This window comes from Mesorhizobium sp. M0960 (assembly GCF_040319055.1).
Lineage (GTDB): Bacteria > Pseudomonadota > Alphaproteobacteria > Rhizobiales > Rhizobiaceae > Mesorhizobium.
This window is the reverse complement of record NZ_JAMYNN010000001.1, coordinates 135,473-149,293: the sequence shown is the minus strand read 5'-3', so window position 1 is coordinate 149,293 and position 13,821 is coordinate 135,473. Positions and strand designations below refer to the sequence as shown.

At 63.9% G+C, this 13,821-nt stretch carries 19 protein-coding genes; 9 read left to right on the top strand and 10 right to left on the bottom strand.

From position 1 onward, the window contains the following. Window positions 1–35: 35 nt before the first annotated feature. Both NKH63_RS00815 and NKH63_RS00810 read right to left on the bottom strand, forming a co-directional pair. Window positions 36–467 carry a DoxX family protein gene (locus NKH63_RS00815; RefSeq protein WP_352481623.1) on the bottom strand — a complete coding sequence of 144 codons (432 nt, stop codon included), beginning with the start codon at window positions 465–467 and terminating at the stop codon, window positions 36–38. Window positions 468–865: 398 nt separating this feature from the next. Beyond that, the gene (locus tag NKH63_RS00810; RefSeq protein WP_352481624.1) at window positions 866–1,618 is read right to left on the bottom strand and encodes a tryptophan 2,3-dioxygenase family protein; all 753 of its coding nucleotides are present in this window, start codon (window positions 1,616–1,618) and stop codon (window positions 866–868) included. Between the two features lie 156 nt (window positions 1,619–1,774). Between NKH63_RS00810 and NKH63_RS00805 the strand changes: the two genes are divergently transcribed. Beyond that, entirely contained in the window at window positions 1,775–2,251 is a 477-nt protein-coding gene (locus NKH63_RS00805; protein WP_031193729.1) for an Lrp/AsnC family transcriptional regulator, read from the top strand. A 24-nt stretch (window positions 2,252–2,275) separates the two neighbouring features. On the opposite strand, the gene NKH63_RS00800 is transcribed toward NKH63_RS00805, so the two are convergent. Then, window positions 2,276–2,749: an Lrp/AsnC family transcriptional regulator gene (locus tag NKH63_RS00800; protein ID WP_023718137.1), complete on the bottom strand. Its 474-nt coding sequence runs from the start codon at window positions 2,747–2,749 to the stop codon at window positions 2,276–2,278. Window positions 2,750–2,860: 111 nt separating this feature from the next. Between NKH63_RS00800 and NKH63_RS00795 the strand changes: the two genes are divergently transcribed. Further along, window positions 2,861–3,427 carry an RBBP9/YdeN family alpha/beta hydrolase gene (locus NKH63_RS00795; RefSeq protein WP_352481625.1) on the top strand — a complete coding sequence of 189 codons (567 nt, stop codon included), beginning with the start codon at window positions 2,861–2,863 and terminating at the stop codon, window positions 3,425–3,427. 59 nt (window positions 3,428–3,486) lie between these two features. Here NKH63_RS00795 and NKH63_RS00790 read toward each other — a convergent pair whose 3' ends face one another. From NKH63_RS00790 to NKH63_RS00775, 4 genes are all read right to left on the bottom strand, one after another. Beyond that, window positions 3,487–4,440 (bottom strand): prohibitin family protein, encoded by a 954-nt coding sequence (locus NKH63_RS00790; RefSeq protein WP_023718135.1) that lies wholly within the window; start codon window positions 4,438–4,440, stop codon window positions 3,487–3,489. A 150-nt stretch (window positions 4,441–4,590) separates the two neighbouring features. Beyond that, the gene (locus NKH63_RS00785; RefSeq protein ID WP_352481626.1) at window positions 4,591–5,298 is read right to left on the bottom strand and encodes a GIN domain-containing protein; all 708 of its coding nucleotides are present in this window, start codon (window positions 5,296–5,298) and stop codon (window positions 4,591–4,593) included. Window positions 5,299–5,344: 46 nt separating this feature from the next. Next, window positions 5,345–5,911 (bottom strand): DUF1700 domain-containing protein, encoded by a 567-nt coding sequence (locus NKH63_RS00780; RefSeq protein ID WP_023718133.1) that lies wholly within the window; start codon window positions 5,909–5,911, stop codon window positions 5,345–5,347. Beyond that, window positions 5,908–6,234, bottom strand: coding sequence for a PadR family transcriptional regulator (locus tag NKH63_RS00775; protein WP_023718132.1), 327 nt, complete (start codon window positions 6,232–6,234; stop codon window positions 5,908–5,910). The genes NKH63_RS00780 and NKH63_RS00775 overlap by 4 nt, the downstream gene beginning before the upstream one ends. Window positions 6,235–6,692: 458 nt before the next feature. Between NKH63_RS00775 and NKH63_RS00770 the strand changes: the two genes are divergently transcribed. The 5 genes from NKH63_RS00770 (at window position 6,693) to NKH63_RS00750 (ending at window position 8,508) form a co-directional block, all read left to right on the top strand. Then, window positions 6,693–6,947, top strand: coding sequence for a hypothetical protein (locus NKH63_RS00770; protein ID WP_023718130.1), 255 nt, complete (start codon window positions 6,693–6,695; stop codon window positions 6,945–6,947). Continuing rightward, complete coding sequence (locus NKH63_RS00765) at window positions 6,944–7,252, top strand: hypothetical protein (protein WP_023675703.1); 309 nt, start codon at window positions 6,944–6,946, stop codon at window positions 7,250–7,252. The genes NKH63_RS00770 and NKH63_RS00765 overlap by 4 nt, the downstream gene beginning before the upstream one ends. Window positions 7,253–7,263: 11 nt before the next feature. Then, window positions 7,264–7,446, top strand: coding sequence for a DUF3606 domain-containing protein (locus tag NKH63_RS00760; RefSeq protein ID WP_023675702.1), 183 nt, complete (start codon window positions 7,264–7,266; stop codon window positions 7,444–7,446). Window positions 7,447–7,655: 209 nt separating this feature from the next. Then, on the top strand, window positions 7,656–7,853 hold the full coding sequence (locus NKH63_RS00755; RefSeq protein ID WP_031193725.1) for a hypothetical protein: 198 nt from the start codon (window positions 7,656–7,658) through the stop codon (window positions 7,851–7,853). A gap of 43 nt (window positions 7,854–7,896) precedes the next feature. Further along, window positions 7,897–8,508 carry a hypothetical protein gene (locus NKH63_RS00750; RefSeq protein ID WP_023718128.1) on the top strand — a complete coding sequence of 204 codons (612 nt, stop codon included), beginning with the start codon at window positions 7,897–7,899 and terminating at the stop codon, window positions 8,506–8,508. Between the two features lie 15 nt (window positions 8,509–8,523). Here NKH63_RS00750 and NKH63_RS00745 read toward each other — a convergent pair whose 3' ends face one another. After that, window positions 8,524–9,429, bottom strand: a complete 906-nt coding sequence (locus tag NKH63_RS00745; RefSeq protein WP_023718127.1) for a S1C family serine protease — start codon at window positions 9,427–9,429, stop codon at window positions 8,524–8,526. A 287-nt stretch (window positions 9,430–9,716) separates the two neighbouring features. Here NKH63_RS00745 and yghU point away from each other — a divergent pair, with 287 nt between their 5' ends. Beyond that, window positions 9,717–10,604 (top strand): glutathione-dependent disulfide-bond oxidoreductase, encoded by an 888-nt coding sequence (gene yghU, locus NKH63_RS00740; protein ID WP_352481627.1) that lies wholly within the window; start codon window positions 9,717–9,719, stop codon window positions 10,602–10,604. Here yghU and NKH63_RS00735 read toward each other — a convergent pair. Both NKH63_RS00735 and NKH63_RS00730 read right to left on the bottom strand, forming a co-directional pair. After that, window positions 10,601–11,419 (bottom strand): hypothetical protein, encoded by an 819-nt coding sequence (locus NKH63_RS00735; RefSeq protein ID WP_352917597.1) that lies wholly within the window; start codon window positions 11,417–11,419, stop codon window positions 10,601–10,603. The two genes, yghU and NKH63_RS00735, sit on opposite strands and share 4 nt — an antisense overlap. Window positions 11,420–11,772: 353 nt before the next feature. Further along, window positions 11,773–12,927 carry a KamA family radical SAM protein gene (locus NKH63_RS00730; RefSeq protein ID WP_502896284.1) on the bottom strand — a complete coding sequence of 385 codons (1,155 nt, stop codon included), beginning with the start codon at window positions 12,925–12,927 and terminating at the stop codon, window positions 11,773–11,775. Between the two features lie 424 nt (window positions 12,928–13,351). Between NKH63_RS00730 and NKH63_RS00725 the strand changes: the two genes are divergently transcribed. After that, a complete protein-coding gene (locus tag NKH63_RS00725) occupies window positions 13,352–13,783 on the top strand; it encodes an SAM-dependent methyltransferase (protein ID WP_352481630.1) in 432 nt (143 codons plus the stop codon). Window positions 13,784–13,821: the final 38 nt, after the last annotated feature.

Below are 13,821 nucleotides of genomic sequence, written 5' to 3'. Positions count from 1 at the left end.
GTGCGGATCGAGACGCCGGATCCGAAATTCCGGCATCACCCCCTGCCAAGCTTCAGCGCCAGGACGCGGCCTGGCCCGTGCACGGCGGCAAACAGCAGCCCGGCCAGGAAGGTGAAATGGTCGACGAAGAAGCCGAACTCCGCCTGGTTGCCGGCCCAGTGCGATGGCCCGTGGAAGGCGAAGCCCAGGAACAGCACATAGGCGCCGGCGACGAGTGCTGCCCAGGAGAAGAAGGCGCCGGTCAGGAAGCATAGGACGAGGACGACCTCGAGCAGGGCTGCGCACCAGGCCAGGAACAGCGGGAACGGAAATCCGGCCGCCGCGATATAGCCGGCGGTGGCGCCGATATCGATGAATTTGAAGGTCACGGCCATCAGGAAGACGGCGGCAAAGATCAGGCGGGCGACAAGGATTGCCGCGGTCTGCCACGGCGACTGAACGGATGATTGAGTGGTTTCCAAGGTCATGATGTCCTCCCAAGAGTTGCGACGGTTTCGCCCCAAGGACGCACCACCAGCCGCAAGCCCGACATCATCCCCCGAAAAACCTGCAGGATACAAGCGCGTAGCGGGCCAGACATTGCAGAACCTGGTTCCTCGCCCAATGGAGGCAGGGCGCATATGGGCAAGTGCCCCCTCACCCGGATTGCCAACCGAATTGCGAAGGGCAATTCGGGGCAGTCCGACCTCTCCCCGAGGGGAGAGGAGGTCGCCTGCGTTGATGCCAGCCTCTTCTCCCCAGCGGGGAGAAGGTGGCCGCCCACGGGTCTTGCCTCCGGCAAGCCCGAGGACAGGCTCCGCGGCCGGATGAGGGGGACTCCCTATCGATTGCCTGCCTTTACTAGGGCGAGGAACCAGGTTCAGGACTACCCCACCTTGGCCCCCGGCTTGCTGATCGGCTCCCGTATCGTTCCATACTGGCTGCCCCAGCGGTCGGTCATCGCCCAGCGTATGTCCCAGAGCTCCGGGAAGAAGCGGTGGCGGGCGCCGGCCTCCAGCAATTCGACCGGCCGGCCCTTCAGCGATTTCGCGCCGAGGCCGATCGTGCGGTGGATGAGGTAGAGGTGGTTGGCGCGGAATTTCTGGAACAGCTCGTCGAACTCGACCAGCGCTTCGGCAACGACATAGCTGTCGCCGTGATCGTAGCCGGCATCGTAGACGTCCTCGACCGAGAGCCCGCGGCCATCGAGGTAGGACGCCTTGAAGGCCCGCCACAGATCGGGCGGCAGCCGCAGCAGCTGCTTGAAGCCCGGCGATTCCTGGCCGCTGCCATTGCCGAGCTGCAACCGGATCTGCTGGTATTCCTTGGGCGACATGGTTTCGAGCAGGTCGAGCTGCGCCGTCATCATGCGCATCAGCCGGTGCACGCGCCCCATCAGCGTGACGATGCGATGCGTGTCCTGCTTTTCCAGGAAATCGACGACGTCGACCAGCGTATAGGCGATGAGCTTCATCCACAGTTCCTCGACCTGATGCACGATCTGGAACTGCAGCTCGTCGGCATTGACCATCTCGGCCAGCGGCTTCTGGCAGGCGAGCAGCCTGTCGCATTTGAGGTAGACGCCATAGTCGCGCATCTCAGGCGTTTCGATGCGGGCATAATAGTCCTGCTTGTCCATGGCCATGCTCCTTGCCCCGGCCGTCGGGCCGCAGGCGCTTGTTGGGTCCCGGTCCCCGAGTCTAATCGCTTTCTTGCCGAACATTGTCCCTTTCTGTTATTCGGCTGGCGGGAAACAAAGGACAAAAACTGCATCTGAAGCGGAAGGAAAGAACGAATGCTGCTGGATGCGGTCGACCGGAAGATCGTCGCGGCGCTCGAACGCGATGCCCGCATCTCCTTTGCCGCGCTCGCCGACGAGGTTGGCCTGAGCAAGACGCCGTGCTGGAAGCGGGTCAAGGCGCTGGAGGACGCCGGCGTCATCCGCGGCTACTCGACCCGCATCGACCCGGCCAAGCTCGGCTTCGGCATCGAAGCCTTTATCCAGGTGTCGATCGATTTCGAGCTGTCGGACGCCTTCGAGGCGGCGGTGCAGAAGCATCCGCTGATCCGCCGCTGCCACGCCACGACAGGCGAGGCCGACTATCTCCTGCAGATCGTCACCGTCGACATGATGGCGCTCGACAGGATGCTGCGCGAGGAGCTCAGCCGGTTACCCGGCGTGCGGCGCACGATTACCTCGATGGCGATGCGCGAGATCAAGGGCGGCATCTCGTTCGCCAATGCCGTCGGGCATACGCAGACAAAGCGATAGACGGGCGGCGGGGCGGCGCCCCGGTCAGGCCCTCGTCACCAATTCGCGCCCCAGCCGCTTCGGTGGCTCGGCGCGCAGAACCACATTTGTCGTCACCGTGCCGTAGTGGCCGATGCTGTCGACGATGCTTTCAAGGTCGGGCGGTGACGGGACTACGACTTTGACCAGAAAACAGTCCTCCCCGGTCACGCGCAGCACCTCGATCACCTCCGGCAACTGGGCGAACTTCTTCAGGCAGGCCTGGATATGCTCATGCGTGGTGCGCAAGCGGATGACCGCCATGGTGCCGAGCCCGAGCGCTGCCGAATTGATCACCGCCTTGTAACCGGTGATGACGCCGCGCTCCTCCAGCCGCTTCACCCGTTCCGAAGCGGCGGGCTGGGACAGGCCGACGCGGCGGCCAAGCTCGGAGATGCCGATGCGGCCATCCTCCTGCATGATCTCGATGATCGCCAGATCGGTGGGATCGAGCCTTGGCCGATAATCGCCGTTCCGCATGATCACCTTTAATCCATCGGATTTCTTCGCTGCTTTCCGATGATCTCTCATTCCGCCGCCTGGGAGAAGACCTAGAATTGCGCGCGTTGCATCAGGAGAGAAGGGCTTCGCATGACCGAATTCATCATTGTGCCGGGCATCGGCGGATCGGGCAAAGCCCACTGGCAGACACGTTGGCAACAGGCGGACCTGGCGATGCGGCGGTTCAGCCCGGCGAGTTGGGACGCGCCGGACTTCGACGACTGGGTGGCTGCGCTGGAAGCCGCTGTAGGCCTGGCAAGGACACCACCGGTGCTCGTCGCCCATAGCCTCGGCTGCCTGCTGGTCGCGCACTGGCAGCGGATCTCGCCCCGCGAGGTCGGCGGCGCGTTGCTGGTTGCGGTTCCGGACCCTGCGTCGCCGGCCTTCCCCTCCTCCGCCCGCGCCTTCGCCGAGACACCGCAACAACGGCTTCGCTTTCCCTCGCTGATTGTCGCCAGCACCAACGATCCCTACGGCTCGCTGGATTATGTCAGGGCAAAATCCGAGCGCTGGGGCAGCGATCTCCATATCGCCGGACCGCTTGGCCACATCAATGGCGACAGCGGGCTCGGCGACTGGCCGGCGGGAATGGAGCTGCTGACGGCTTTTCTCGGGCAAACGCAAGCAAGCGCCCGAGGCGCCGTGCTTCAGCCGTGACCGCATCAGGACGGCTACCGCGCCGCCGCTCTGACCTGGTTGCGCCGCGATGCCGCGCCTCAGTTCGATGCTGCGGCCGGCGAGCTGAGTTCGAGGAACGGTACGGTTGAGCCCGGGATCATCGACTTCGGCAATTCCCCGTTCCATCTCTCCGCCTTGGTCAGTTCGACCAGCAGCGGATTGTTGGCGATTGCGGCGGCGCGGGCCTTGATGGCTTCCGCGGTCGCCTCGCCTTCGATCCTGGTCTTGTAGGCGCTGGCTTCGGCTTCGGCCTTGACGCTGTCGGCGCGGCCCTTGGCCTGGGTGACGGCGATGTCGGCCTTGATCTTTTCCTGCTGCAGGTTTTGTTCCTGCTTCTGCACCTCGACCTGCGCCGTCATCCTGGCTTCGACCGCCTGCTCGTAGGCGTCGGAGAAGTCGATGTTCTCGACCTGCACGCTGTCGATCATCACCGGGCCATCGGTTACCGCCGCAATGGCCTCGGCGACGTCCTTGTTGAACTTCGCCCGGTTCTGGATCACCGACACCGCGTCGTACTGGCCGAACACCGTCTTGATTTCCTGCGGTGCTTTCCTGGCGATGACACGGTCGGCCAGTGCCTCGATCGACCCGTAATTGGTGTAGACGTTGCTGACTTCGGCGGCCGGCACGTGGAAATTGACGGTGACGCGCATGTCCGCCGGCTGCTGGTCGCGCGAATAGGCCTGCATGGCCGGCAGGCCGCTGCAATCGTTCTGGTTCTCGCAGCCCCATTTGAGCACCTGCTGGCGCAGGCTGATCTTCTCGACGCGCTGCAGCCATGGCAGCTTGAAATGCAGCCCGGGATCGACGACCGAGCTCAGCGCCCCGTTGGTCAAGAGCACGCCGCGGTCGCCCTGGTCGATCGTGTACCAGGATCCCAGGAGCGCAAAGACGCCGAGCGCCACGATGACGAGGGCGATCAGGCCGGAACCGATCGACGCCGTCCCCGGCTTGCCCTGCGGACGGCCCGAATTGCCTTGCGTATCGGTCATTGCCCACCCCAACTTGATTGCCCGTGCTGGTTTTGCCCACAATAGTGGCGGCATTGCAATCCTCTGGACATGGAAGGATGTTCGCGCCGGCCGGTCGGACCGGCCGGGTGGTTCGGGCCGGCCAGGGCAATTCCCTACGCCGAAATTGCTTTACGGCACCTGCGTAATGCTGCCGCTGCCTCTGACCTCCGAACGCCGCATGGTCGGGTGCCCATAGACGTCGACGTCACCGCTGCCGGAAATCGTGACGTCCGCATACGCTTGTGCGGTAATCTCCGCATCGCCGCTGCCGCGGATCTCGATCCGCGCGGATTGGGCGATAAGGTTCCTGAGCCGGCCGGTGCCCGAACCGCGGATATCCAGATCGACCGTCTGGGCGGTTCCGGTTGCGGTAACGCTGCCGCTGCCGCGGATGTTCAGCTGCAGCCCGGGCTGATTGATCTGCGACAGGGCAAGGTCGCCGCTGCCGACCACTTTCCAGTCTGAAATTGCCGGCCCCGACACGCTGACATCGAACCGGGACGCGAACCAGCCCGGTTCGCAATCCAAGGTGAGCCTGCTGCCTTCCATCCGCACATGGTCGATCAGGGTCGACTCGCCGCTGACGACGGCCTCGGCCTTGTCACCCGGCTGATAACGGACTGAAGCCGGCAAAGCGATCGTGAAACTGCCGTCGTTGCGGAACGGCAGCGTGACCTCTTTTCTGGTCGATGTGGTTGCTCCGCAGGTGGATTGTCCGCCAATCCATGAACCCCCGGCGTTGATCCAGTCCGGCCCGGCCAGCCCGATGCCGACGGCCAGGAAGAGCGCGGCGCCGGCCAGTCCCGCCGCTGCGACGAATGCCAGTTTTCCCGTCATGGTCCGTTTCCTTCAACGTGATGACAAATTGCGATCTTGGCACCGCTCAAGCCTGGTTGCGGTCCGGGTGGGTCAGACGGGAATGCATCCGGGCATAGCGCCCGAAGACCTGTATGCCGGCGCTCGACCCCAGCAACAGCAGGGCGCCGCCGCCGAGGAACCCGCACACCAGTCCGGCGCCGATGAAGACGCGGCCAAGCATCGCCGTGAGCGTGCCGCCGGGCTCGAACAGCAGCGTGGTCAGAATGATCTTGATGCCCAGCGCACCGATGGCGACAAGCGTGATGCCAAGGCCGAGCGCAAGCACGACCGCGGTGATGAGCAGCGGCAGCAGGAAGACGATGTCGACGAAGGCAAGGCCGGCAAGCGCGAACGTCGCCGCCAACATGTTCGACACGCTCCAATGAGTTTCAAAACGGCGCAGCCCAGCTTCGGCGCGGAGTTCGCGGGCAAGCCTGGCCGGGTCACCCAGGGCCGCCGCGACCTCCGCTTCGCTGCGGCCCGAGGCATCGGCGAAATGGGCGGCGTAGTCGCCAATAATATCCTCGATCTCCTGAGTTGGCAGGCCGGCGAGCCCCAGTCTCAATTTTCGCAGGAAGGCATCCCTGGTCATGGCAAATCCTCAAGAAGTTTGTCGACTGCGCCCGCGAGCGAGCGCCAGTCGCGGCGATGAGCTTCGAAAGCCTGCTGGCCGAGCGGCGTGAGCCGGTAATATTTGCGCGGCGGCCCGCTGCTCGACTCGACGATGCGGGTGGCGACGAGGCCGTCATTCTGCATCCGCCGCATCAGCGGATAGATCGTGCCTTCTCCCATGTTCACAGCGGCGACCAGCGTGCTGGCGATCTCGTAGCCATAGCTTTCGCCCCGCGACAGCACGGCCAGGACGCACAACTCGAGAGCGCCTTTTCGCAACTGCACCTGGATCGAGTCGGTCATGCGTAACTTCCAATTCAATGGCTGTATATAACATGCTACCTGTTTATGCAAGGTAGCGATTGGTAGCTCGCCAGGCTAGGCGGACAATAGAGATTGGCTTTGAAAACCGCTTGTCTGTTTGACGCAGTTCCGGACGGAAAACCGCCGACACTTTTCTGGAACCGCTTTAGCGGACTTCCACTCCAGCGCAGCGCCGCGCTGGTAGGCGTTGCCTGACGCGTCCTTCTGCCGTTCGGCATCGCTTTTGCGCTTCGGGCAATCCTCGTAATTGTGGTCGCGCCCACCGCAGTAGGAGCAGCATTTTGCCGGCGCGTCGGAGCGAAGCATCGTTGGCATGCACAAGAATGCACGAAAACCCGACAGATTGCTAAGGCTGCGGCACCGGCAAGGTCGATTTCGCCACGGAACCGCTGCCGTCGCATGAAAGTTATCTGCTCATTGCAACCGGAGCACAGGACATGGCCGACGACCAGAACCGCTACGAGACCGGAGCGAGGAAATATCCGGCAAAGACGAGCCCCGACGCGGCCGACGAATTCTCGCAGGATGCGGCCGGCAACAAGCCACCTCCCGGCGGCATGGGATTGACCAGGCCGGCTGACGATTTCGACGACAAGACCCGGCATTCGGAGGGCCAGAACCCGCCGCGCGCAGCGATCCGTCCAGACGGCAAGGCTACCGTCAAGAAGCCCGGCAAGGATGCAAGACGATGAACGTCGCCAATCTCCAGCTCGAAGGACTGATGATGGCAATCGCGGCCGTCAACAACGCGCTGGTCCACAAGGGCCTGTTATCGGTCGACGAAGTCGACATGGCGTTGCGCCGGGCCGAGGCGGCGATGACCAGCGACGAGCGTCTCTATGAAGACATGTCGCCGTCCAACCGCGACGCCGTCTGCTTTCCGCTCAGGCTGCTGCAGGCGGCCAACAATGCCCAGGGCGAAACCGGCGTGCCGTCCTTTGCCGAACTGGCCAGGATGGTCGGCCGGACCAAGGAGCCCTATAACGACCAGATGTGATGGAGGACGCCATGGCCGACGACAAATCCAAGACCAAGCAGGATCGCAAACTGGTCTCCGGCGAAGAGCCATACGAGGTCGCTGCGTTTGCCCGCAAATACGGCATACCGCAAAGCGAGGCCGCGACCATTATCAAGCGCTACGGCCCCTCGAGGAGGAAGCTCGACGCGCATATGGCGAGCCGCAACGCCTGATCCACGTTGGCGGCCGGCGCCGCTCACGCCAGAAGCGTCCCTGCCCTGCCGCCTTGTCGAGATCCGCCCCGCCGGGCGGCCTGCTGTGTGTCAGGCTCGCCGCTGCGGGATTCAACGCCTGGTTTTGATAGCCGTGGAATACTCTCGCGGCGCAACAACTCATTTACCTCGACACTGTACCAGTCCGGTGAGCAAAGCCGGGGGGTCGGATGCAGGAACAACTATTGCGCTACGAATGTGTCTTGGAGCCGAACGGACGATGGATGGTGTGGGACATCGTTCACGATCTGCCGGCGCAATTTTCGCAGATCGCGCTGATCGGCCTGAGCCGTCGTGAAGCGGTTTCGCTCTGCCGGCTGCTCAACGAGACGAGCCGTTCCGAGACGCGGCAGAGCCGGGCCTCCTGAGAATCGCGTGCGTCTCAGGCCTGCCCAAGCTCGGGGGATTTACATGCGATCGACAATATTCGGTCTGGTCCTGTTGCTGCCGGCCGCCGCCCTGGCGGAGCCGATCGAGACCCAGAAGATCATCACGGCGGCGACCGGCGACTGGAACGGCGATGGCGCCGCCGATCTGGCGATGATCGTCGAGACCGAGCCCGGCTATTCCATGGACCTGCATTTGTTCCTCAGGGACCGCGACGGCAATTTTCTCAGGCCTGCCGGGGTCGTGCATGAACAGATTTACGCGGAATGGAAGGACTACGACCGGCCAGGCCCCGCCACATCCGACGCCGAGCCCGAACTCACCGCGCTCCCCAACGGCTCGATCAAGCTCTATATCCCGGCGATGGAGATCGGCAGCGAGCGGACCAACAAGACGCTGACGCTCGCCTGGCGCAACGGCACGTTCGTCGTCGCCGGTTTCGCCTACGAATATTGGGATTACATGGACGACAATGTTGCCGGCGACTGCGACTACAATGTGCTGACCGGCAAGGGCAAAAGCAGCAAGAAGCTGGCGGACGGCACCACCAGGCACGCGACCGTATCGGTCGAAGGCAAGGTCATCCCGTTCGCGGAGTGGACCCCAGGCACTGGCTTCAGCGCTTGCGGAGCGTGAGAGGTTTCGGTTGCCTCACTGCAGCGGCGGCTTCCACAGCAGGCTGTTGCGATCGGCGGATTTGACGCGCAGCCAGGTTTCGCGGCCGTCGCGCAGCACGCGGATCGGGATCTCGGCGCCCGCCGGGCCGCTCTTCCACAGCTTGCGATAAAAATCGGCGAGCCCGTCGACCGCCGCGTCGCGGACATCCGAGATGACGTCGCCCTGGCGTAGGCCCGCCTGGGCGGCCGGGCCGCCCTCGGCGACGCTCATCACCACGACCTTGCCGTCGCTCTCGGCCGAGAAGGCGCCGAGCCACGGCCGCGGCGGCCTGGCGACCTGGCCGCGCGTCAGGAGATCGTCGAGGATAGGCGGCAGCAGATCGATCGGCACCACCATGTTGATGTCGGCGACCTCACCGTTGCGGCTCATCTGCAGGCGCAGCGAACCGATGCCGAGCAGCCTGCCATCCGCGCCGATGAGGCCGGCGCCGCCCCATGAGGGGTGGGCCGGCGCCGTGAAGATCGCTTCGTCGAGCAGATATTCCCAATAGCCGGCGAATTCCTGTTTGGTGACGATCTGCGCCCGCACCGAGCGGCCGACGCCGTCGGCGAGCACGACGGGATCGCCGATCTTCGCCCTGGACGCATCACCGAGCGCAATGGCGGGCAGTCCGAGCGGCGCCAGCGCCTGCACCAGGCCGAAGCCCGATTCCTGGTCGTAGGCAAGCGCATGGGCGGGCACCACGCGGCCGTCCTGGTCGGCCAGCCAGACCTCCTCGGCCTCGGTGATGAGATAGCCGATGGTGAGCACCAAGCCGTCGCCGCGGATGACCACGCCGCTGCCTTCGCGGCGGGTGCCCAGCGCGTCTGCCGTGAAGGCGTCTTCGGGGACGGTGGCGCGGACGGCCACGATGGATCGCAAAAGGGGCTCGATATTCATGCTTTGGTTCCTGGCAATGTTCGCAGGCTGATATGAGGTTCGCAGGCCGATATGGGCTATAGGTATGGCGCAGGTGACCAGGCGCAAGAGGCGGCGCCGGCTTTGGTGTGGACCGGCGCCTCGCCGTTGGCGCCGGGGTTTTGCAACAGCGCCGGCCGCCCTATCTGTACCTACGGCTATCCGAAGCTGTCCTATGCAAAGTTCCTCCTCCATCACCCAAGTTGATACCCTGAGATCCTCCCCAATCCTTCCAATCCCCAATCCTTCCAATCCAAAGGCCTCCCGACATGAACGACTACACAACGGACCAATATACGCCGCCAAAAGTCTGGACCTGGAACAAGCCAAATGGCGGCGCTTTCGCCAGCATCAACCGGCCGATCGCCGGCCCGACGCATGACAAGGAACTGCCGGTCGGCAAGCATCCGCTGCAGCTTTATTCGCTGGCGACGCCGAACGGCGTCAAGGTGACGATCATGCTGGAGGAGCTTCTGGCGCTCGGCCACAGCGGCGCCGAATACGACGCCTGGCCGATCAGGATCAATGACGGCGACCAGTTCGGCAGCGGCTTCGTCAAGGTCAACCCCAACTCCAAGATCCCGGCCATGATGGACCGCAGCGGCGAAAAGCCGATCCGCATCTTCGAATCCGGTTCGATCCTGCTCTATCTCGCCGAAAAATTCGGCGAATTCCTGCCGACAGAGCAGCCGGCTCGTGCCGAAACCCTGTCATGGCTGTTCTGGCAGATGGGGTCGGCGCCCTATCTCGGCGGCGGCTTCGGCCATTTCTATGCCTATGCGCCGATGAAGATCGAATATGCCATCGACCGCTTCGCCATGGAGACCAAGCGGCAGATGGACGTGCTTGACCGGCGCCTGGCCGAAAGCGAGTATTTAGGCGGCAGCGACTACACGATTGCCGACATCGCGGTGTGGCCCTGGTATGGCGGGCTGGCCAAGGGCCGCATGTATGATGATTCCGGCGAGTTCCTGCAGGTGGAAGAGTACAAGAACGTGCAGCGCTGGGCCGACGCCATCGACGCCCGGCCGGCGGTCAAGCGCGGCCGCATGGTCAACCGCACCTTCGGCCAGCCTTCGATGCAGCTGCACGAGCGCCATGACGCCAGCGACTTCGAGACGAAGACGCAAGACAAGCTCGAGGCGGCCAAAAGCTAAGCGGACGACGCGCCGATCTCCCCCCTCGTGGGGGAGATTGGCAGCTTCGGCTGGCTCGCCTCCACCGCCGCCATCCACAGCCGGTCGATATCGGCCAGGAATTTCTCGTCGAGCTTGTCGAGGTGCTTCCAGTACATACCGTCCTCGAAGAAATAGCCGAGTTCCTTCTCGATCCTGTCGGCCTCCTCCGCGCGATCGAGCCGCAGGCCGGCAAGCACCTCCGCCTTCATTTCCGAAAGCTGAGAGGAAGAAAGCGCATCGAGTTCGTCGAGCGTCAGCCGCGGGAAGATCAGCCGGCTGCGCGGCAGGTCGGATAGGTTGACGCACAGGCACCCGCGCCGGAGCGCATGGATGAGCAGGCGGGCCGACTTCGCCTCGAGGTTGCGCAGCGTGACGTCGTTGCGCAAAGGGTCGGCGCGGCCGACGCCGTAAAAATGCGTGTTGCCGGGCTGGTCGTAGATCATGTCGCAGCCAAGGAATGCCAGCACGTCGGGCTTCTGGCTGTGGATCGTCCAGTAGGCCGCCGTCATCGACATGGTGCCGCCGGCATAGACGAAGCCGCCAAAGCTGTTTTGCGCCGGAACGTAATGCGAGGCGCTGAAGATCTGCGCCTGCTGCAGGGGATCGCCTTGCGGCATCCGCTCCGCCGGGAAATCGCCGGCATGGACGAGGAAATCCCAGTCGGGGCGCACGCGCCAGGCATTGTTGATGGCGACGATCTTGCCGAAGGCCTGCTTGGGCCAGGCCGCGCAGCGCACCACATCGGGGGCGCTGCCGATCAGCAGAATCACGTTTGGCGTTCCGTCGATCACCATACCCCCTCTCGACCGACCGAAATGCATCTCAAGGCCGCCCGGTTGAACGGCTTTATAGCCTCAACGCCGCATCGAAACACCAGCCGGATTTAGGCTGACATCAACAAAAGGGAGCTTTGCCAGCCGGTTGTAAAGTGTGGCCTCAGGCACCGTCGTACAAGCAGGAGGCAGGTTTTCCCGCTAGCCCAAAACCGACGATATGAGTTGGGCGATATATATTAGTTGACTAAACTAGCGGAACGTCCAATGCACATTCCCAGAACCGAACATGTCCTGTCTAGACCATGATATCTATATGGGACATTACTACATAAGCTGAACGCGACCTCGACGGTTCGGTGGCTGCGCGTCCCCTACTCCCCAGCAACCTCCCTGTACGCCCTCACAACCCCATCAAGCCCACGTATCTGCCACGTCTCCCCGTCCCGCGCCTCGAGATAGGACCGGCCGAGCGGCAGTTTCCCTCCGCCGTCCGGCAGGTCCAGCACATAGACGGGGTTGCAGATGCCCGACAGGCGCGCACGCAAGGCGCTGACCAGCGCCTGGCCCTCGGCGATCGTGGTGCGCCGGTGCGCCATGCCGCGCGCGAGATCGCCGTGGTGCAGGTAATAGGGTTTGACGCCAAGGCGGTACATCAGCTCGCGGCACAGCTCTTCCAGCACCTCGACCGTGTCGTTCACGCCTTTCAGCAGAACGCTCTGGTTCAGCAGCACGAAGCCGCCCTGCCTTAAAGTACGGCAGGCCCGCTCGGTCGCCTCGGTGATCTCGCGCGGATGGTTGAAATGGGTGACGACCGTGACCATCAGCCGGCCCTGCAAGGCTTGAACCAGCCCGCCGGTGACGCGCGAGGGCAGCGCCACGGGCACGCGGGTGTGGATGCGCAACAGCCGCACATGCTGGATCGCCTCGACGCGGGCGCGGATTTCGGTCAGCGCCTTGTCCGGCAGGGAGAGCGGATCGCCGCCGGTCAGAATCACCTCGCGGATTTCCGGATGGGACTCGATGTAGGCGAACGCCGGCTCCAGCGCCTCGCGCGAAAAACCCCGGCCGATCGAGGTCAGCGACTCCTTGCGAAAGCAGAACCGGCAATAGACCGCGCATTGATAGGTCGGGAACAGCAGAACCCGGTCGGCATGGCGATGCGTCAATCTCGGCACCGGACTGAAGGCGTGGTCGGCGATCGGATCGTCGAGCTCGCCCTCCTGCTCCGTCAGTTCATTGGGCGACGGGATGACCTGAAGCCGTATCGGATCGGCCGGGTCGCTCCAGTCGATCAGGTCGAGATAGGCCTTGGGAATGCGAACCTTGTGACGCATGGCCGCGGCTTCGGCCGCCGCGCGCTCGGCAGGCGACAGCGGCAGGGAATCCAGATCGCCTATGTGCCGCACGCCCTCGCGAACATCGTCCTGCCATGCGGCATCCGCCTCGTCGGCACGCTCGTCATCGGCTGTCATGCCGGCCGCATCGACGGCCATGCTGGCGTCGGGGATGTCGGGATGTGAGGTCATGGAGGCTCCTTGAATTCGGGCTGGGTACAGCATTGGAGCCACGACTTGAAGGCAATAAGCGGTGTTGGGCCGGTTGGAGTGCGCGGCCAGGAGGCGGCGGCCGTCCACTGATCAGAAACCAACGTCCCGCCCGCTGACGCATAACATTAGCTTGCTCTTATATTAGCTTGAGCGTATACACATAAACGGCCGGTAATCTACCCCCCACCGGTTAGGCTCGGCGCCAGTCCCTCCCTACCCCTCAGGTCAACGACGCCGGGCCGCTCGGCCGCCGCAATTGAGGCGACCGACCAGTTCTCTTCGATGTTGATCATGTCCCTCCTCGACCCGGCAGCTGGGTGAATGCATCGGCGATGTCCGCGTCTCTTCCCGTCGCCGGCCGCGGTCGCTAATCTCGGATCGCGAAAAAGCTGGAGAACAGGGAATGGCGAACGACTTGTCGCCAAGGCTTTTGGCGATCATCAACGCGCTGCCTTTGCGGCCGGGCATGCGCGTGCTGGAGATCGGCTGCGGACCAGGTGCTGCGGCGCGCGAGATCGCGCGCCGGATCGGCGGCGGGCATGTGCTGGCGATCGATCGCTCCGCCAAGGCCATCGCACAGGCCGGAGCCGCCTCGCGCGCCGAGATTGCGGCAGGCCGGTTGAGTCTTCGCCAGGTCGCGATCGAAGATTTCGAGTTGGAGGCCGACGAGAAGCGCTTCGACATTGCCGTTGCGGTGCGCGTCGGCGCGCTGGACGGTCGTCATTCCGAAGCGGGAAAAATCGCCCTGCAACGGCTCGGCGCTGTGTTGACCGCGCAAGGCCGGCTGTTCATCGACGGCGGCGATCCGCTGCGCGAAATTGCGATACACGGCTGAACAGCTCGTGCTTAGCCTCAGGAATCGAGCGGCAGAGC